This window comes from Paraburkholderia denitrificans (assembly GCF_042655705.1).
GTDB lineage: Bacteria > Pseudomonadota > Gammaproteobacteria > Burkholderiales > Burkholderiaceae > Paraburkholderia > Paraburkholderia denitrificans.
Genome location: NZ_JBHSMP010000009.1, coordinates 176,781 through 195,624, shown reverse-complemented (window position 1 = coordinate 195,624; position 18,844 = coordinate 176,781). Strand labels below are relative to the sequence as shown.

Sequence of the window (18,844 nt, the reverse complement as noted above, 5' to 3'; positions counted from 1 at the left end):
CAATAACATAGCTGTTATTACTAGCCACACCACTCAAACCGTATTTTTCCCCTGTTTGCCGCATCCTGCGGGCCTCCAGGGCGGTCACTGACCTACCCGGGCGCACAGTCGGCGTGGCATCAACAATCGAATCGGAGCAGCTATGCGAGTTGTCGTCTTGGGCAGTGGTGTGGTCGGTGTGACCAGTGCATGGTATCTCGCGCGCGCGGGCCACGAGGTCACCGTCATCGACCGCGAAGAGGGCGCCGCACTCGACACCAGCTTCGCCAACGCGGGCCAGATCTCGCCGGGCTATGCCGCGCCGTGGGCCGCGCCGGGCATTCCGCTCAAGGCGGTCAAGTGGATGTTCCAGGAGCATGCGCCGCTCGCCATTCGCCTCGACGGCACGAAGTTTCAGCTTCAGTGGATGTGGCAGATGCTGATGAACTGCTCGGCCGAGCGCTATGCGCTCAACAAGGGCCGCATGGTTCGTCTCGCCGAATACAGCCGCGACTGCCTGCAGGCGCTGCGCGCCGATACCGGCATCCAGTACGAAGGCCGCACGGGCGGCACGCTCCAGGTGTTTCGCACGCAGCAGCAATTCGACGGCGCGGCGAAGGACATCGCCGTGCTCAAGGAAGCGAACGTCCCCTACGAGCTGCTCACGGCTGGCGAGCTTCAGCGCGCCGAACCGGCGCTCGGCGCGGTGTCGCACAAGCTGACGGGCGGCCTGCGCCTGCCCGGCGACGAAACCGGCGACTGCCAGATGTTCACGACGAAGCTCGCCGCGATGGCCGAGGCACTCGGCGTGAAATTCCGCTACAACACGCCGATCGACGGTCTCGCCGTCACGGGCGACCGCATCGCGGGCGTGCAGTGCGGCAACGAACTCGTGCGCGCGGACGCCTATGTGGTCGCGCTCGGCTCGTACTCGACGAAGATGCTCGCGAACCTCGTGAAGATCCCCGTCTATCCGCTCAAGGGCTACTCGATCACCACGCCGATCGTCAACGCCGACAAAGCGCCGGTGTCGACCGTGCTCGACGAAACCTACAAGATTGCGATCACGCGTTTCGACGACCGCATCCGCGTGGGCGGCATGGCCGAGATCGTGGGCTTCGACAAGACGCTGCGCGAAAAGCGCCGCGCCACGCTCGAAATGTGCGTGAACGACCTGTTCCCGGGCGGCGGCGACACGACCGAAGCCACCTTCTGGACCGGCCTGCGTCCGATGACACCGGACGGCACGCCGGTGGTCGGCCGCACGCCGCTGTCGAATCTGTTCCTGAACACGGGCCACGGCACGCTCGGCTGGACGATGTCGTGCGGTTCGGGCCAGTTGCTCTCCGATCTCATCTCGGGCAAGCAGCCGGCGATCCGCGCGGACGACCTCTCCGTGCATCGCTACCTCGGCGACACGCGAGGCACGGGCCGCCCCGCTTACGCATGATGGGCTCATAACTTAGCCGCTCTGCGGCACCCACAAAACCGGCGCCCTTCGCAAGAAGCGGCGCCGGTTTTCATTGCGGCGTCGGTCGCGACGCGCATCGCAGTCAGAATTGATCCGCCGACAGCGCCAGCACGCCTTCGTCGCCCTTCGCGCTGACGATTGCCGCTTCGAGCGCCACGGCCTGCGGCAGCACATGCTCGGCATAGAACTGCGCGGTCGCGATCTTCGCGCCATGAAACGCGGGATCCTGCGGCTTCAGACGCGCCGATGCGAGCATCGCACGCGCCATCTGCCAGCCGCCCAGCACGATGCCCGCCAGCAACAAGTACGGCACGCTGCCCGCGAACACCGCATTCGGATCGCGCTTCACATTCGCGAGCACGTAGTCCACCACCGACGCCAGCGCCTGTTGTCCCGCCGCGAGATGCTTTTGCATCGACTTGAACGGCGTGCCGTCCTGCTCGCCGAGCGCGGCGACCGTCAGCGCAACGTCGGCCATCAGCGCCTTCGCCGCCGCGCCGCCGTCGCGCAGCGTCTTGCGCCCGATGAGGTCGTTGGCCTGGATCGCCGTCGTGCCTTCGTAGATCGGCAGGATGCGCGCGTCGCGATAGAACTGCGCGGCCCCCGTTTCCTCGATGAAACCCATGCCGCCGTGTACCTGTATGCCGAGGCTCGCCACCTCGACCGAGAGTTCGGTGCTCCAGCCCTTCACGATCGGCACGAGGTATTCGTAGCGCGCCTCATGCTGCGCGCGCACGGCTGCGTCGGGATGGCCGTGCGCGAGGTCGCTCTGGGCTGCCGCAACGTACGCGAGCGCGCGCGACGCCTCGGTGAGCGCGCGCATCGTCGAGAGCATGCGGCGCACGTCCGGGTGATGAATGATCGTGACGGCCTCTCTCGACGATCCGTCGACGGGACGGCTCTGCACGCGCTCCTTCGCGTAGGCGACGGCCTTCTGGTACGCGCGATCCGACACGGCGACACCCTGCATGCCCACCGCAAAGCGCGCGGCGTTCATCATGATGAACATGTATTCGAGACCGCGATTCTCCTCGCCGATGAGCTGGCCAATCGCGCCGCCGTGATCGCCGAACTGCAGCACGGCCGTGGGACTCGCCTTGATGCCGAGCTTGTGCTCGATCGAGACGCAATGCACGTCGTTGCGCGCGCCGAGCGAGCCGTCGTCGTTCACGAGGAACTTCGGCACGATGAAGAGCGAGATGCCCTTGACGCCCGCGGGCGCGTCGGGTGTGCGCGCGAGCACCAGATGGACGATGTTTTCGGCCATGTCGTGCTCGCCCCACGTGATGAAGATCTTCGTGCCGAAGAGCCTGTATGTACCGTCCGTGCCGTCGCCCTGCGGCTCGGCGCGCGTGCGCACCGCCGCGAGATCGGAACCGGCCTGCGGCTCCGTGAGATTCATCGTGCCGGTCCAGTCGCCGGAAATCAGGCGCGGCACGTAGCGCTGCTTCTGTTCTTCGGTACCGGCCGTGAGCAGCGCTTCGATTGCGCCGTCGGTCAGGAGCGGACACAGCGCAAACGAGAGATTCGACGCGTTGAGCATCTCGACGCACGGCGTCGCCACCAGCTTCGGCAGCCCCTGGCCTGCGTACTCGTGCGGATGCTTCACGCCCTGCCAGCCGCCCGCGACGAACTGGCGGAACGCCTCGGCGAAGCCCGGCGTCGCGCTCACCTTGCCGTTGTCCCAGCGGCTCGGGTTGCGATCGCCTTCGACGTTGAGCGGCGCAAGCACTTCACCGCACAGCTTCGCCGACTCTTCGAGCACGGCCCGGACCGTTTCCGGCGTCGCATCTTCGTAGCCCGGCAGTGCCGCGATTTCGTCGAGGCCCGCCAGGTGCTTCATCACGAACAGCATGTCGCTCGTTGGCGCGTTGTACATGTCGGTCTATATGAACGCGTCCCGTTTGCAACAGTTCTCGTGCGTTTTGACTGACAGGATGGGCTGCGTCTCTATATCCGGGCTTGGTGCAGCCGGTGTTGCCGCTGCGGCCCCCTATGAAATTCGCTGACTCGCACCTCATTCTCCTCGCGAGCTCGAAGCTCTTACCGATATACAGGTTTAGCGAGTCCCGGTCCTACCTGGCTTGTCATCACACTCGATTGCTGCGCAACCTTTCGACGTTCACCCTGTGTTAAAGACGTTAACTTCTACATTGCGTGGACCGTTCAGACCGGCTTCACACTCACGTAGTCCTTGCAGTACGGCTTGTCGTGGGCGAGCACCGCCCAGATCGTCCGAGCCATCTTGTTGGCTAGCGCGACGATGACCACATTCGCTGGTCTACGCTTCTTCATCTGCTCGACCCACTCACTGGGTTCCTTTGCATGCGTCAGCACGCTGCGTGCGCCGTGAATCAACAGCGTACGCAAATAGGTGTCACCACGCTTCGATATGCCGTGCAGATTCACCTTGCCACCCGAGCCTGTCTGCCTGGGCACCAAACCCGCCCACGCCGCAAACTCTCGGCCGGATTGGAAGGCTTTGGGATCGCCCATAATCGCCACCGCCGCGGTCGCCGTGAGTAGCCCCACGCCGGGAATCTCGCTGATCGCCTTCACTGACTGGTCTTCCTTCTTCCATTCACGCATCCGGCGCTCGATTTCAGAAATCCGCTCGTCCAGCTTTACCAGCCCGCTCCATTGCTCGCGCAAGGTATCGAGCAGCACCGCAGGCAGGCGCTCTGCGAGACGTCCAAATGCTGCTGGAATTTGTGCATCCAGCTTTGCTCGGCCTCGACTCATCACCTCGCCGTATTCCGTCAGCAACCCACGCAGCCCGTTGACCTGCATCGTGCGGAATTTCACCAACTGCTCGCGCATCCGGTGCAACGCCAACATCGCCTGCTGCATCTCCGTTTTCACCGATACCGGCTTGCCTGGCTGCTGCACGGCCAGCCAGATCGCCTTTGCGTCCGCTGCGTCGTTCTTGTTGCGGACGTTGAATGCCTTGACGAACTCCGCTGGCATGAGCCTGACCTCGTGCCCCATTTGCAACAACTGCCGGGCCCAGTGGTGCGCACCACCACACGCTTCCATCCCGATAAGGCACCGGGGACGGTTCACGAAGTGCTCCAGCAACTTCGCCCGTTTGATCGGTTTGTTCACGACCTCGCCGGTTTCCTGATCAACGTAATGCACCTGGAACACCTGCTTGGCGATATCGACGCCCACGGCCATACTGTTCATCGTGGATCCTCCGGTTGCCGGGAAATGCGTGCATTTTCCACCTGGGCACATCGATGCCGTTGGCCCGTGAGGATCCACCTAAGACCTTTGCTTTCACCCTCTCGGGTGGGACGCGTTCATTTCATTCTCCTCTCGCCACTGTTTGTGAACGGCGTAAAAAAGGGGCGCCGCAGCGCCCCTTCCTGTTGTGTCTGATGCCTTGCGCTCAGTACGCTTTACATCGCGCCTTGCACCCAGCATCGCACTGGTCCGCGCTGGCGATCAGCCGAGTTCCTTGACCAGCTCCGGCACGAGCGTGAACAGGTCGCCCACGAGGCCGTAATCGGCGACGCTGAAAATCGGCGCTTCTTCGTCCTTGTTGATCGCGACGATAACCTTCGAGTCCTTCATACCGGCGAGGTGCTGGATCGCACCCGAGATGCCCACCGCGATGTACAGCTGCGGCGCGACGATCTTGCCGGTCTGGCCGACCTGATAGTCGTTCGGCACGTAGCCCGCGTCCACCGCCGCGCGCGAGGCGCCGAGCGCTGCATTGAGCTTGTCCGCCAGCGGTTCGAGGATCTTCGTGTAGTTCTCGCCGCTGCCCAGACCGCGGCCGCCCGAGACGATGATGGCCGCGCTCGTGAGTTCCGGACGGTCCAGCTTCGTCACTTCGCGGCTCACGAACTGCGTGAGGCCGCTGTCGGCTGCAGCATCGATTTTCTCGACCGCTGCGCTGCCGCCTTCTGCTGCAACCGCATCGAACGCCGTCATGCGAACCGTGATGACCTTGACCGGATCGGCCGACTGAACCGTCGCAATTGCGTTGCCCGCGTAAATCGGACGCTCGAACGTGTCGGCGCTGTCGACTGCGGTGATATCGCTGATCTGCGCGACGTCGAGCTTCGCGGCGATGCGCGGCGCGACATTCTTGCCCGCAGCCGTGGCGGGCGCGAGGATGTGCGAGTACTGCTTCGCGATGGCGAGCACCGTCGCTTCGACGTTTTCAGCCAGGCCCGCTTCGAGCTGCGGCGCGTCGGCCAGCAGCACCTTCGCGACGCCCGCGATCTTTGCAGCGGCATCCGCTGCGCCCTGAGCATTGTGGCCCGCGACCAGCACGTGCACGTCGCCGCCGATCTTTTGTGCTGCAGCAACCGTGTTCAGCGTGGCGGCCTTCACGGACGCATTGTCATGCTCGGCAATAACCAGAACCGTCATTTCGTAATCTCCTTGAACCCTTACAGCACCTTGGCTTCGGTCTTCAGCTTCTCGACCAGCGTCTTCACGTCCGGCACCTTCACGCCTGCCGAACGCTTCGGCGGCTCGACCACTTTCAGGGTCTTCAGGCGCGGTGCGACGTCCACACCGAGGTCTTCCGGCTTGACGGTCTCAAGCGGCTTCTTCTTGGCCTTCATGATGTTCGGCAGCGTCACGTAGCGCGGCTCGTTCAGGCGCAGGTCGGTGGTGATCACCGCCGGGAGCTTCAGCGACAGCGTTTCCGCGCCGCCGTCCACTTCGCGCGACACCGTGGCCTTGCCGTCTGCGACGACAACCTTCGAGGCGAACGTCGCCTGCGGCAGGTTCGCGAGCGCGGCAAGCATCTGGCCGGTCTGGTTCGAATCGTCGTCGATGGCCTGCTTGCCGAGGATCACGAGCTGCGGCTGTTCCTTGTCGACGAGCGCCTTCAGCAGCTTCGCGACAGCCAGCGGCTGCAGGTCTTCATTCGATTCAACGAGGATCGCGCGATCCGCGCCGATCGCGAGCGCCGTACGCAGCGTTTCCTGCGCCTGCGCGACGCCGCACGACACGGCGATGACTTCAGTTGCGACACCCGCTTCTTTCAGACGCACCGCTTCTTCAACGGCGATTTCATCGAACGGGTTCATCGACATCTTCACATTTGCGATATCGACGCCCGTGCCGTCCGACTTCACGCGGACTTTCACGTTGTAATCGACTACGCGCTTGACTGGCACAAGGACTTTCATTCACATGCTCCGAAGTTACGAATACGTCAACCTGGCGGACATTATAGCGAGCGCCCTGACGCGCGCGACTACCGCCGGCACTTTTCACGAACAACCGCTTCTGCGCCCTGGGTCGACAGTAGCGAACGATCGTGCGATTTTAAGCCGAAAAAAACCCGGGCTTCAAGCCCGGATCCCGATTTTTATCTCTAACTATCTCTAAAACCGGGTCCGGTAGCCCCCCAGCAAGACGCTCCATCATGCCGCCCCATCATCCGGCGGCGCTCACCGTGCCGCCAGACCCGCTATTGCATACCCGACCTGTGTTTTGCGTTGTTTTCGCGTTGTTTTTATGGGGAGCGACCGATTACTTGTGGCTCAGCCGCCGCACGAGCCAGTCGCCGAACGACTGCACGAGTTGCACGAACACGATCAGGATCACGACGACGATCAGCATCACTTCGGGTTCGAAGCGCTGGTAGCCGTAGCGAATGCCCAGGTCGCCGAGCCCGCCGCCGCCAATCGCGCCAGCCATCGCCGAATAGCCGACGAGCGAAATAAACGTGATCGTCAGGCCCGCGACGACGCCCGGCAGCGCCTCGGGCAGCAGCACCTTGAAGACGATCTGGCGCGTGCTCGCGCCCATGGCGAGCGCGGCTTCGATCAGGCCGCGGTCGACTTCGCGCAGCGCCGTTTCGACGAGGCGCGCGATGAACGGCGCAGCCGCAATCGTGAGCGGCACGACGGCGGCGGCCGTGCCGATCGACGAGCCCACCACAAGGCGCGTAAACGGAATCACGGCGACGAGCAGGATGATGAACGGCGTCGAGCGCACAGCATTGACGATCGCGCCCATCACGCGGTTCACGGCGAGGTTCTGGAGCACGCCGTCGCGATCGGTGAGATAGAGCAGCACGCCGAGCGGCAGGCCGGCAGCAGCGCCGACGACGCCCGAGATGCCCACCATCACGAGCGTCTCCCAGAACGACTGGACAAACATGTCGAACATTTCACTCAACATGGGACAGTTCCTCCACCACAACGCCCTGCTCGCGCAGCCAGCTCACCGCTTGCACCACCTTGACCGGATCGCCGCCCGCGAGCACCGCGAGCGAGCCGAACGGGCGCCCCTGGATCTCGTCGATCTGGCCATGCAGGATCGTGAAATCGAGTTCGAAGCGGCGGATCGTCTCCGACAGCACGGGCTGGTCGACGCCCGTGTCCGTGAACGCCAGCCGCAGCAGATGACCGCGGCCTTTCGAGAGGCGCTCGGCCACGCGCGCCTTGAGTGCGGGCGGCAGTTCCTGCGCGATGACGTCGCCGAGCAGCGCGCGCGTGACTTCGTGGCGCGGCTGCAGGAACACGTCGATGACCGGCCCCGTCTCCACGACGCGGCCCGCTTCGAGCACAGCCACGCGGTCGCAAACCTGTTTGATCACTTCCATCTGGTGCGTGATCATCACGATCGTCAGATTCAGCTCGCGATTGATCTTGCGCAACAAGTCGAGGATCGCGCGGGTCGTTTCGGGGTCGAGCGCGGAGGTCGCTTCATCGGAGAGCAGCACTTTCGGCTTGCTCGCGAGCGCGCGCGCGATGCCGACGCGCTGCTTCTGCCCGCCGCTGATCTGCGACGGATAGCGGTCCTTCTGCGCGGCGAGCCCGACGAGTTCGAGCAGCGGCAGCACGGCCTCTTCGATCTGCGCGTGCTTCATGCCCGCGAGTTCGAGCGGCAGCGCGACGTTGTCGAACACGGTGCGCGACGAGAGCAGATTGAAGTGCTGGAAGATCATGCCGATCTCACGGCGCGCCTCGCGCAGGGCGGCGGGCGCGAGCGACGTGAGCGTGCGGCCGTTGACGACGATGTCGCCTTCGGTGGGCCGCGTGAGCAGGTTGATGGTGCGCACGAGCGTGCTCTTGCCCGCACCGCTGCGCCCGATGATGCCGAACACTTCGCCCGGCGGAACCGTCAGATTGACGTTGTGCAGCGCCTCGACCCAGCCCGTAGGCCCGGCAAAACGCTGCGATACATTGCGTATTTCGATCATGGAAAAAACAAAACGGCGGGCGTGCCGCGCACTGTCGAGGTCCGGGCGAATCATGCGGACTCGCCGGAATCGTCGTGCGCAGGCAGACAGCCGCCGTTGCTGGTCTGAATTCAGACCGCGATTTTACCCTGGCCCGTAAAATTCCTTTTAATAATCAATTCCGATATTTTCATAACGGGGAAGCATGAGAAATCCGCAGCGGGTGTGTGCGGCCACGATCTGCTGATATCCGGCTGGATCAGCGCCCGCGCCGCTCGATAAACGCCTGTACGCCGTCGAGCGCAGGGTCGGTCATCATGTTGCAGGCCATCGTCTGACCGGCTAGTTGATACGCGGCCTCGATGCCCATTTCGAGCTGCCGGTAAAAGAGCCCCTTGCCCGCCTCGACGGCCTCGCGCGACTTCGCGCAGATGCTCTTCGCAAGCGCGCTCACGGTGGCATCGAGTTCGTCCGCGGTGGCCACGCGGTTCACGAGGCCCTCGCGCTGCGCCGTCGCCGCATCGATGAACTCGCCCGTCATCAGCATCTCGAACGCCGCCTTGCGCGAAACGTTGCGCGTGAGCGGCACGGCGGGCGTCGAGCAGAACAGGCCCAGGTTGATGCCCGACACGGCGAAGCGCGCGGTATCGGCGGCAACGGCGAGATCGCACATCGCCACGAGCTGGCAGCCCGCCGCGGTCGCGACGCCGTGCACGCGCGCGATCACCGGCTGCGGCATCTTCTGGATCGTCAGCATCATCTTCGAGCAGCGCGCGAAGAGTCGCGTGTAGTAGTCGCGCGACGGCGCCGCGCGCATTTCCCTGAGGTCGTGCCCCGCGCAGAACGCGCGCCCCGCGCCCGCAATTACAACAACGCGCGCCGGCGACGACGCAAGCGCGCCCAGTTGTTCCTGCAGCGCGTCGATGAGCGCTTCGGAGAGCGCATTGAACGCATCGGGGCGATTGAGCGTGAGCAGCACGACGCCGGGCACGCCATAGGCGTCGTGCGTCAGTTCGACGAGCGGCAGATCGGCGCCAGTCGTGGCCGCTGAGGACGGGTGCGCGTTCATGTCGTGTCTCCTTGAATGTCGAGTGTATTTTTCGCGCGTTCACCGGACGACGGCACACGCTGCGTGCAAGGCGATTCGAGCAACGCGCCCGCGCGGCAAGTCAACTTGAGTTGCCGCGCGGTGCTGCCGGGTACCACGCGTTGCCGCGCGATCAGAGATCGGCGAGCGCGCGCAGATGCGCGACTACGCTGCGGCCGAGCGCCGAGAGGTTGTAGCCGCCTTCGAGGCAGCTCACGATGCGGCCCTTCGCGTAGCGCTCCGCAATCATGCGCAACTGATCGGTGATCCACGCGAAGTCGTCCTCGACGAGACCCATGTTGCCGAGATCGTCCTCGCGGTGCGCATCGAAACCCGCCGAGATGAATATCATCTCCGGCTTGAATGCGTGCAGTCGCGGCAGCCACAGCAGATCGATGGCCTCGCGCACATCCATGCCCTTCGTGCGCGCCGCCAGCGGGATGTTGACCATGTTCGGCCGCACCTCGTCAGCGCCCGAGAACGGATAGAACGGGTGCTGGAAGAAGCTGCACATCAGCACGCGCGACTCGCCCACGAATGCCGCTTCCGTGCCATTTCCGTGATGTACGTCAAAGTCGATGACCGCAACTCGCGAGAGTCCGTGCACTTCCAGCGCATGGCGCACCGCGACGGCAATGTTGTTGAAGAAGCAAAAACCCATCGCGCGATCGGGCTCGGCATGATGTCCCGGCGGCCGGATGCTGCAAAACGCATTCTCGTAGCGGCCCGCGATCACGGCGTCGGTGGCGGCCATCGCAACGCCCGCGGCGCGCAACGCCGCCTGCCACGTGTGCGGATTCATCGACGTATCCGGGTCGATCGCCGCGTAGCCTTCGATTGGGGAGGTCTTGCGCACGAAGTCGATATGCGCCTGCGTATGCACGCGCAATAGCGCGGCTTCGTCTGCGAGCGGTGCGGATTCGTCGCGCTCGAACAGCGCGTCGATACGGCTCGCAATCAGTTGATCTTCGATGGCCTGCAGGCGAGCCGGACATTCAGGATGCCATTCGCCCATTTCGTGCAGCAGACAGTCGGGGTGCGAGAAAAAACCGGTTGTCATCGTTATATGTACCGCGGCGTGCGCGTCGCCGTGTCTCCATGCTCGGGGTGCGCCAGATTGCGCGCGAACAGCCAACACGTTACCACAGCGGCCTTTCATGACAGCGCCGTGATTGCCGGAAATACACCGCTTCCCCCGCTCTTTCCCCGCGGTTTCCCCGCTCTTTCCGTCAAGGCGCTCGGGTATACTGGCCCGGATCCTATACCCTCGCACCGACCACTCCGCTTCCCATGACGCTCAAGTCCGCTCCGTCTGCCTCCGGCCGCCTGCGAACCACGCTTACCACGCTTTTTGCCCTTGCATTCAGTACTGCGTTGCCGCTCGCGAGCGGCGCGGCACAGGCGCAGACGTTGCAACATCCGCGGCTCATCGTCGCGCAGGCACAGCCGCAGACACCGGCATCGCAAGGGCAGACGTTCGAAGAGGAAATCGTCCCGCAGCGTTATGCGAACAATCCGAATGTCGATGCGTTCATCAACGACATGGTTGCCCGCTACGACTTCGACCCGAACGCGCTGCATGCGCTGTTCGCAAGCGCGAGCTATTCGGCGACGGCAGTCAAGCTCGTCACGCCGTCGCCCACGCCCAGCATCAAGAACTGGCGCGCATACCAGGCGCGCTTTCTCGATCCGGTGCGCATCAACGCGGGCGTGAAATTCTGGCGCGAAAACCAGGCCACGCTGCAGCGCGCGGCGGATCAGTTCGGCGTGCCGCCGGAGGTGATCGTCGGCATCATCGGCGTCGAGACGATCTACGGGCGCTACATGGGCAACTTCCGGGTGCTCGACGCACTCACGACGCTCGCCTTCGACTACCCGAACACGCCGAACCGCGCCGACCGCGAAGCGACCTTCCGCAAGAATCTCGAAGACTACCTGGTGTGGACGCGCGATGCGCAGATCGACCCGTCGTCGGTGCTCGGCTCGTACACGGGCGCCATCGGCATTCCGCAGTTCCTGCCGAGCAGCATCGTGCAGTACGCAGTCGATTTCGAGGGCAACAATCACATCGATTTGCGCGCAAGCAAGGCCGATGCGATCGGCAGTGTCGCGAACTATCTGAAGTCGAACGGCTGGGAGACGGGCCGCCCGGTGGTGTGGAAGATCGCCGCCGACCCGGGCAGCCAGGGCATTGCGCAGGCCGCCGCCGACGGTCAGCCGACGCCGCGCTGGCCGCTGGAACAACTGCTGCGCTCGGGGCTCGCGCTGAACGAGCCGGATCTGGACATCGCAACCGAAGCGGGCACGCCCGTCACGGTGATCGATCTGCCGACGCCCGGGCGCGCGACCGAGTACATGCTCGGCCTGAAGAACTTCTATGTGCTCACGCGCTATAACCGCAGCTTCTTCTATGCGCTCACGGTGTATCAGTTGGGGCAGCGCGTGAAGGCGCAGATGCTGGCGGCGCAGCCGGATAACGGGACTGGAACCGGGAATGGGTTCGACCCGCGTAACGGCGCTAGCGGTGCAGCTAACGGCGCAGGTGCGGTACCGGGAATCGGGAACGGATCTGCGAATGGGTCTGCCAGGTCGGTGAATGGCGGGAACGCACCGAAGCCCGCAACCGTACCGGGTGCGGGCCAGCAGTAAGGGCGGGTCTACAGGCGGCGGAGGGCCGCCTCGCTGCACTTCACCTCACATCACGCGCGGCGTTGGGCACGGGCAGCAATCGCTGCGCCGCCGCCCGCACGCCGCGCGACGCGTCAGGCCGGGAACACGCCCGTCGAGAGATAGCGGTCGCCGCGATCGCAGACGATGAACACGATCGTCGCGTTCTCCAGTTGACGCGCAAGGCGCATCGCCACTTCGCACGCGCCGCCCGACGAAATCCCCGCGAAAATGCCTTCGACTGAAGCGAGGCGGCGCGCCATCGTTTCGGCGGCGCCCTGGCTCACGTTCTCGACGCGGTCGACGCGGCTGCGGTCGAAAATCTTCGGCATATACGCCTCGGGCCACTTGCGGATGCCCGGAATGCGCGAGCCCTCTTCCGGCTGCGCGCCGACGATCTCGATCGCCTGATTCTGCTCCTTCAGATACTGCGACACGCCCATGATCGTGCCGGTCGTGCCCATCGACGAAACGAAGTGCGTGATGCGGCCCTCCGTGTCGCGCCAGATTTCGGGACCGGTGCCCTCGTAATGCGCGAGCGGATTGTCCGGGTTCGCGAACTGGTCGAGGATGACGCCCTTGCCGTCGCGCTGCATCTGATCGGCCAGATCGCGCGCGTATTCCATGCCGCCCTTCACGGGCGTGAGCAGGATCTCCGCGCCGTAGGCCGCCATGCTCTGACGGCGCTCCACCGAGAGATCCTCGGGCATGATCAGCAGCATCTTGTAGCCGCGCACCGCTGCGGCCATGGCGAGCGCGATGCCCGTATTGCCGCTCGTCGCCTCGATCAGCGTGTCGCCCGGCTTGATGCGACCGCGCTCTTCGGCCTTGCGGATCATCGAGAGCGCCGGACGGTCCTTCACCGAGCCCGCCGGATTGTTGCCTTCGAGCTTGGCGAGGACGACGTTGTTGCGGGCGCGGATTTCATCGTCCGGGAGGCGGACAAGCTGTACGAGCGGCGTGTTGCCGATCGTGTCTTCAATGGTCTTGTATGACATGGCTGAGTGCGGTCGGGCGCAATGCACAAGGCAAAGCGCAGGTAACGTGATGTGTCGATTCTAAACCACACGGCACGGCAACGTAGGGGAGCCCTGACAGTGAGGCGGGCAACGCACCGGCGCGCACGCCTGCGCGCCCACATTGCGCGATCGCCGTCTGCACGAAGCACGCAAACGAAGCACGCAAAAAGTCCCGCGGCCCGGGCCGCGGGTCAACGCCGCCGAAGCGGCGCCTGAAGGAGACGTAACCGTTCAGGGTTGATGCCGTGCCTGACGGACCTGCATGAATGATGAATACGCAGGCGCCGCGCTACTTCTTGACTGTCACCGTGGTCGCGGGTTGGCCGGGCGTCGCTGCTTTCGCCGGCGTTGCCTGCTTCGCGCCGCCACCCTTGCCCGCTTGCGCATTCGACGGCCCGAGCGACAATCCTTCGGCCTGCAAACGTTCGACGGTATGACCGCCCATGCCCTTCACGCGTTTAGCGAGATCGGCAGCGTCCTTGAACGGGCCGTGCGCGCTGCGCTCGTCGAGGATCGCTTTGGCCCGCGTGGGACCGATGCCTTTGATGCCGCGCAGGGCGTCTTCGTTGGCCGTATTGACGTCGACCGCGGCGAACGCCTGGCCGAATGCAGCGAGCAGCAAAACCGCCGCAAGTGCTTTTCTGATCATGCTGGATCTCCCTTTAAACCGCCTGCCGGCGACCATCGCCGGCAGGGAGAGTCCAGTTTAGAAAGATGTCGCCACGCGTTAAACCTGGCCGGACAGCCAACGTACGTAACGATCGACGCCTTCCTGAACGCTGAGGAACGGCGCGTCGTAGCCCGCGTTGCGCAGCTTCGTCAAATCGGCCTGCGTGAAGCACTGATATTTGCCGCGCAGCGCGTCGGGGAACGCGATGTACTCGATCAGACCTTGCTTCACCTGCTCATCGAGCGTGAGCGGCGCTGCGCCTTCCATCGCGCGCAGCGTGTTGACGACCGTGCTCGCGATATCGTTGAACGGCTGCGCACGGCCGCTGCCGAGGTTGAAAATGCCGCTCTTCTCGGGGTGATCGAAGAAGAACAGATTCACCTTCACGACGTCTTCGACCGACACGAAATCGCGCGTCTGCTGGCCGGCTGCGTAGCCGTTGTACTCACCGAACAGCTTCACGCGGCCTTCGGCGCGGAACTGGTTGAAGTTGTGGAACGCCACCGACGCCATGCGAGCCTTGTGCGTCTCGCGCGGGCCATAAACGTTGAAATAGCGGAAGCCCGCGATTTGCGTTTGCGCCGTGGGCAGCACGCGGCGGATCACCTGGTCGAACAGGAACTTCGAATAGCCGTAGACGTTCAACGGCGCTTCCACTTCGCGGTCCTCGACGAAACGGCTCGAACCGCCGTAGATCGCCGCCGACGACGCATACAGAAACTGCGTGCGCTGCGCGAGGCACGCATCGAGAATCGCACGGCTATTACGGAAGTTGTTGTCCATCATGTAGCGGCCGTCGGTCTCCATCGTGTCCGAACAGGCGCCTTCGTGGAACACCGCGCGCACCTTGCCGAAGTCGCCGCGCGCGAAGCGCTCGACGAACTCGGTTTTGTCGAGATAGTCGTCGATCTCGCAGTCGACGAGATTCTTGAACTTGTCGGCGCGCGTGAGATTGTCGACGGCGATGATGCGGTTTTCGCCGCGTTCGTTGAGCGCCTTGACGATGTTGCTGCCGATGAAGCCGGCCGCGCCGGTCACGATGAGGGTCATGGTGTGCCTGTCAAGAAGAAGTCGTGCCCGGCACCGGCCGCGCACCGACTACACACACGGCGCGCAAAAAGCGCACCGTGTGCGCAATATCAGTGAAAGAGTTCGTCGTAGTCGACGGTGGCCGTGCCGAGCTTGCCGACCACGATGCCCGCCGCGCGGTTCGCCAGCGCGACGCCCTGGACGAGCGGCAGGCCTGCGCCCAGCGAGACCGCAACGGTTGCGATCACCGTGTCGCCGGCGCCCGACACATCATACACTTCGCGTGCATCGGCAGGCGCGTGCAGCACGCCGTCGTCGGTGAAGAGCGTCATGCCCTCTTCCGAGCGCGTGAGCAGCAGCGCGTCGAATTGCAGTTCCTTGCGCAGCTTCGTCACGCGCGCGCGCAGATCGTCTTCCGATTTCCACGTGCCCACGACTTCGCGCAGCTCCGCGCGGTTCGGCGTGATGACGCTCGCGCCGCGATAGCGGTCCCAGTCGTCGCCTTTCGGATCGACCAGCACCGATTTACCCGCTGCACGCGCCTTCGCGATCATCTTCGTGACGTGCGTGAGCCCGCCCTTCGCGTAGTCGGACAGGAGGATCACGTCGTGCTCCGGCAAGAGCGCGTCGAAGCGCGCGAGGCCCGCGAGCAGCACTTCGTGCGCGGGCGTGTTTTCGAAGTCCACACGCAGCAACTGCTGCTGGCGCGACAGCACACGCAGTTTGATCGTGGTGGGCAACGCGGGATCGCGTTCGAGAAACGCGTTAACGCCGCTCTCGCCGAGCAGCTTGACGATGCACTCGCCCGGCTCGTCGTGGCCGACCACGCACAACAGGCCCGCCTGCGCACCGAGCGCCACCGCGTTACGCGCAACGTTCGCCGCGCCGCCGAGGCGGTCTTCCTGGCGCTGCACATGCACGACGGGCACCGGCGCTTCGGGCGAAATCCGGTTGACGTCGCCGAACCAGTAACGGTCGAGCATGACGTCGCCGACCACCAGCACGCGCGAGCGCGCGAGCTTCTCGCGCGGCACGCGCTCGATGGCGGGCGCCCGCGCCGCCGTGGCGATATCAGACTGCGGGGGTTGCGTCGGTTGCGAGCTTGGCATGCGGCCGCCCAATCGAGTAATAGTCAATGCCGAGTTCCGCCATGGCGTCCGGCTCATAGAGATTGCGCCCGTCGAAGATACGCGGCGACTTGAGCACCGACTTAAGGTAGGCGAAGTCCGGTGCCTTGAAGGCCGTCCATTCCGTCACGATCACGAGCGCATCCGCGCCCACGAGCGCCTCGTCCTGGCTCGCCGCGAACGTCAGGCGCGCGAGCAGTTCCGGCGCGCCCTTGAGGTCGAGCGCGAACACGCGCTTCGCTTCGTCGGTTGCGACCGGATCGTATGCGGTGACCGTCGCGCCGCGCAGGAGCAGCGCCTCGATCAGGCGGCGGCTCGACGCTTCGCGCATGTCGTCGGTGTTGGGCTTGAATGCGAGGCCCCACAACGCGAAGTGCCGGCCCTTCAGGTCGTCGCCGAACGTGCCGACGATCTTGCCCACCAGCACTTCCTTCTGATCGTGGTTCACGTCCTCGACGGCTTCGAGGATGCGCAGGTGCTGCCCCGATTCGGCGGCGGTGCGGATGAGCGCCTGCACGTCCTTCGGGAAGCACGAACCGCCGTAGCCGCAGCCCGCATAGAGGAAGTGATAGCCGATGCGCGGATCGGAGCCGATGCCGCGCCGCACCGATTCGATGTCGGCGCCCACGCGGTCGGCGAGATTCGCCATCTCGTTCATGAACGAGATGCGCGTCGCGAGCATGGCGTTGGCCGCGTACTTCGTGAACTCGGCGGAGCGCACATCCATGTAGATCGTGCGCTCGTGATTGCGGTTGAACGGCGCGTAGAGGCGCTTAATCTTCTCGCGCGCAACGTTGCCCTGCTCGTCCTCGTCGATGCCGATGATGATGCGGTCCGGCCGCATGAAATCCTCGACGGCCGCGCCTTCCTTCAGGAACTCGGGATTCGACACGACGGAGAAACCATGCTGCTCGCTGTCGGCCAGGCCGCGCTTCGCCAGTTCCTCGGCGAGCACGCCGCGCACGCGCTGCGCGGTGCCCACGGGCACCGTCGACTTGTCGACGACCACCTTGAAGCCGTCCATGTAGCGGCCGATGCTGCGCGCCGCTTCGAGGACGTACTGCAGGTCGGCCGAGCCGTCCTCGTCGGGCGGAGTGCCCACGGCGATGAACTGCACGTCGCCATGCGCGACGCTCTCGGCGATGTCGGTCGAAAACGTGATGCGGCCTGCCGCGCGGTTGCGCGCGATGAGTTCGAGCAGACCCGGCTCGTGGATCGGCACGCCGCCGCCGTTCAGGATGTCGATCTTGCGTGGATCGACATCGAGGCAGAACACGTCGTGACCGATTTCAGCGAGGCACGCCCCGGTGACGAGACCGACGTAGCCGGTACCGATAATGGTGATTTTCATACGCGCTCCGGTGACATATTCGGAAATGGGTTTGGCGGCGAGCCGCCCGTTTGCGGACGGCCAGTCAGGCGCGCAGTGCGCACGAGCGCCGCCCGACGTTCAGTTCGAGGCGGGAACGGGCTCGACGCGGCGCGGTGCATAGGTTTCCCAGCCGCTGCACCCAGGGCACTGCCAGTAGAAGAGGCGGGCCCGGAAACCGCAATTCTGGCACGTGTACCGTGGCAGATTTTTGGTGCGCTGCTGGAGCAGCGAGCGCATCAATTCGATTTCGCTTCGGCGCGGTTCCTCCGCGGCGGCCTGCTGCGCTTCGAGCAGCCGCGACATGCCGGCGAGATTCGGCGACTTCTGCATCTGCGTGCGCGCGAGCACGTGTGCCGCGTCGGCGCCGCGCAGCGCCGCCACGTACTTGTAGGCGACGTCGAGCAGATCGTTCGACGAATACGCGTCGACCCACTCGGTAAGCAGTTGCGCGCCGTCTTCGGCATGGCCGAGCGCCTCGTAGGCCTTCATGACCTTCTCGGCGACGAGCGGCAGGTACGCGGGGTTCTGCTCCTCCACGCGGCGCCACTGCGCGAGCGCGGCTTCGAACGCGCCGCTCGCCGCATCGACGTCGCCGCCGAGGATCGTCGCGCGCACGTTCTGCGGATTCGCTTTCAGCGCCCGTTCGAGCTGGCGCCGCGCCTCATCCGGTTTTTTCTGCTGCAGCGCTTCCTGCGCGAGTTCGCAGTGGAACTGGGCGATTTCGAGGTCGAGCGAACCCGCGCCCATCGATTCGAGGTGACGCGCGGTCTCGATCGAGCGGTTCCAGTCTTTCTCGATCTCGTAGATCGTGAGGAGCGCGCGTTGCGCGCCTTGCGCGTGATCGCCCGACTGCAGCGACACGAACGTTTCTTCGGCACGGTCGAGCATGCCCGCCTTCAGGTAATCCTGGCCGAGTTCGTAGAGTGCATGATCGCGTTCGTTCACGGGCAGATCGGGGCGCGAAAGCAGGTTCTGATGCACGCGGATCGCGCGGTCGGTTTCGCCGCGGCGGCGGAACAGGTTGCCGAGCGCAAAGTGCAGTTCGACCGTTTCGGGATCGAGTTTGGCGACCTCGATAAACGCGTCGATGGCTTTGTCCGGCTGCTCGTTGAGCAGGAAATTCAGTCCGCGGAAATACGAGCGCGGCAGATTGGCGCTTTCGGATAACAGCGCCTTGAGATCGTGGCGCGACGCCATCCAGCCGAGCGCGAATGCGACGGGAATGACGAGCAGCCACCAGAAATCGAGATCCATGCGAGCGATGGTT

General features: G+C 64.5%; 16 protein-coding genes. 2 read left to right on the top strand and 14 right to left on the bottom strand.

Annotation, left to right across the window (positions count from 1 at the left end; all coding sequences use genetic code 11):
- Positions 1-142 precede the first annotated feature (142 nt).
- Positions 143-1,429, top strand: a complete 1,287-nt coding sequence (locus ACFPTO_RS06800; protein ID WP_377710331.1) for a D-amino acid dehydrogenase — start codon at positions 143-145, stop codon at positions 1,427-1,429.
- A gap of 103 nt (positions 1,430-1,532) precedes the next feature.
- On the opposite strand, the gene ACFPTO_RS06795 is transcribed toward ACFPTO_RS06800, so the two are convergent.
- The 8 genes from ACFPTO_RS06795 to ACFPTO_RS06760 all read right to left on the bottom strand — a co-directional run bounded on the left by ACFPTO_RS06795 (position 1,533) and on the right by ACFPTO_RS06760 (position 10,753).
- Positions 1,533-3,329 carry an acyl-CoA dehydrogenase gene (locus ACFPTO_RS06795; RefSeq protein WP_377710330.1) on the bottom strand — a complete coding sequence of 599 codons (1,797 nt, stop codon included), beginning with the start codon at positions 3,327-3,329 and terminating at the stop codon, positions 1,533-1,535.
- Positions 3,330-3,616: 287 nt separating this feature from the next.
- A complete protein-coding gene (locus ACFPTO_RS06790) occupies positions 3,617-4,636 on the bottom strand; it encodes an IS110 family RNA-guided transposase (RefSeq protein ID WP_377710328.1) in 1,020 nt (339 codons plus the stop codon).
- A gap of 261 nt (positions 4,637-4,897) precedes the next feature.
- Positions 4,898-5,833, bottom strand: a complete 936-nt coding sequence (locus tag ACFPTO_RS06785) for an electron transfer flavoprotein subunit alpha/FixB family protein (protein ID WP_377710327.1) — start codon at positions 5,831-5,833, stop codon at positions 4,898-4,900.
- 20 nt (positions 5,834-5,853) lie between these two features.
- Positions 5,854-6,603, bottom strand: a complete 750-nt coding sequence (locus tag ACFPTO_RS06780) for an electron transfer flavoprotein subunit beta/FixA family protein (RefSeq protein WP_293034069.1) — start codon at positions 6,601-6,603, stop codon at positions 5,854-5,856.
- A 346-nt stretch (positions 6,604-6,949) separates the two neighbouring features.
- Positions 6,950-7,603, bottom strand: coding sequence for a methionine ABC transporter permease (locus tag ACFPTO_RS06775; protein WP_377710325.1), 654 nt, complete (start codon positions 7,601-7,603; stop codon positions 6,950-6,952).
- Positions 7,593-8,627: a methionine ABC transporter ATP-binding protein gene (locus ACFPTO_RS06770; RefSeq protein WP_377710557.1), complete on the bottom strand. Its 1,035-nt coding sequence runs from the start codon at positions 8,625-8,627 to the stop codon at positions 7,593-7,595. The genes ACFPTO_RS06775 and ACFPTO_RS06770 overlap by 11 nt, the downstream gene beginning before the upstream one ends.
- A 238-nt stretch (positions 8,628-8,865) precedes the next feature.
- Positions 8,866-9,675, bottom strand: coding sequence for an enoyl-CoA hydratase (locus ACFPTO_RS06765; RefSeq protein WP_377710324.1), 810 nt, complete (start codon positions 9,673-9,675; stop codon positions 8,866-8,868).
- 151 nt (positions 9,676-9,826) lie between these two features.
- Positions 9,827-10,753 (bottom strand): histone deacetylase family protein, encoded by a 927-nt coding sequence (locus tag ACFPTO_RS06760; RefSeq protein ID WP_377710323.1) that lies wholly within the window; start codon positions 10,751-10,753, stop codon positions 9,827-9,829.
- A gap of 230 nt (positions 10,754-10,983) precedes the next feature.
- Here ACFPTO_RS06760 and mltB point away from each other — a divergent pair, with 230 nt between their 5' ends.
- A complete protein-coding gene (gene mltB, locus ACFPTO_RS06755) occupies positions 10,984-12,342 on the top strand; it encodes a lytic murein transglycosylase B (RefSeq protein WP_377710322.1) in 1,359 nt (452 codons plus the stop codon).
- A gap of 113 nt (positions 12,343-12,455) precedes the next feature.
- Here mltB and cysM read toward each other — a convergent pair whose 3' ends face one another.
- From cysM to lapB, 6 genes are all read right to left on the bottom strand, one after another.
- Positions 12,456-13,358: a cysteine synthase CysM gene (cysM, locus tag ACFPTO_RS06750; protein ID WP_377710321.1), complete on the bottom strand. Its 903-nt coding sequence runs from the start codon at positions 13,356-13,358 to the stop codon at positions 12,456-12,458.
- A 310-nt stretch (positions 13,359-13,668) separates the two neighbouring features.
- Entirely contained in the window at positions 13,669-14,028 is a 360-nt protein-coding gene (locus tag ACFPTO_RS06745) for a ComEA family DNA-binding protein (RefSeq protein ID WP_377710319.1), read from the bottom strand.
- A gap of 78 nt (positions 14,029-14,106) precedes the next feature.
- Positions 14,107-15,099 (bottom strand): ADP-glyceromanno-heptose 6-epimerase, encoded by a 993-nt coding sequence (gene rfaD / locus ACFPTO_RS06740; RefSeq protein WP_296657092.1) that lies wholly within the window; start codon positions 15,097-15,099, stop codon positions 14,107-14,109.
- Positions 15,100-15,188: 89 nt separating this feature from the next.
- A complete protein-coding gene (rfaE1, locus tag ACFPTO_RS06735) occupies positions 15,189-16,187 on the bottom strand; it encodes a D-glycero-beta-D-manno-heptose-7-phosphate kinase (RefSeq protein WP_377710316.1) in 999 nt (332 codons plus the stop codon).
- The gene (locus ACFPTO_RS06730; RefSeq protein ID WP_377710315.1) at positions 16,150-17,556 is read right to left on the bottom strand and encodes a UDP-glucose dehydrogenase family protein; all 1,407 of its coding nucleotides are present in this window, start codon (positions 17,554-17,556) and stop codon (positions 16,150-16,152) included. The genes rfaE1 and ACFPTO_RS06730 overlap by 38 nt, the downstream gene beginning before the upstream one ends.
- Positions 17,557-17,655: 99 nt before the next feature.
- The gene (gene lapB / locus ACFPTO_RS06725; RefSeq protein ID WP_377710313.1) at positions 17,656-18,831 is read right to left on the bottom strand and encodes a lipopolysaccharide assembly protein LapB; all 1,176 of its coding nucleotides are present in this window, start codon (positions 18,829-18,831) and stop codon (positions 17,656-17,658) included.
- Between the last annotated feature and the right edge of the window lie 13 nt (positions 18,832-18,844).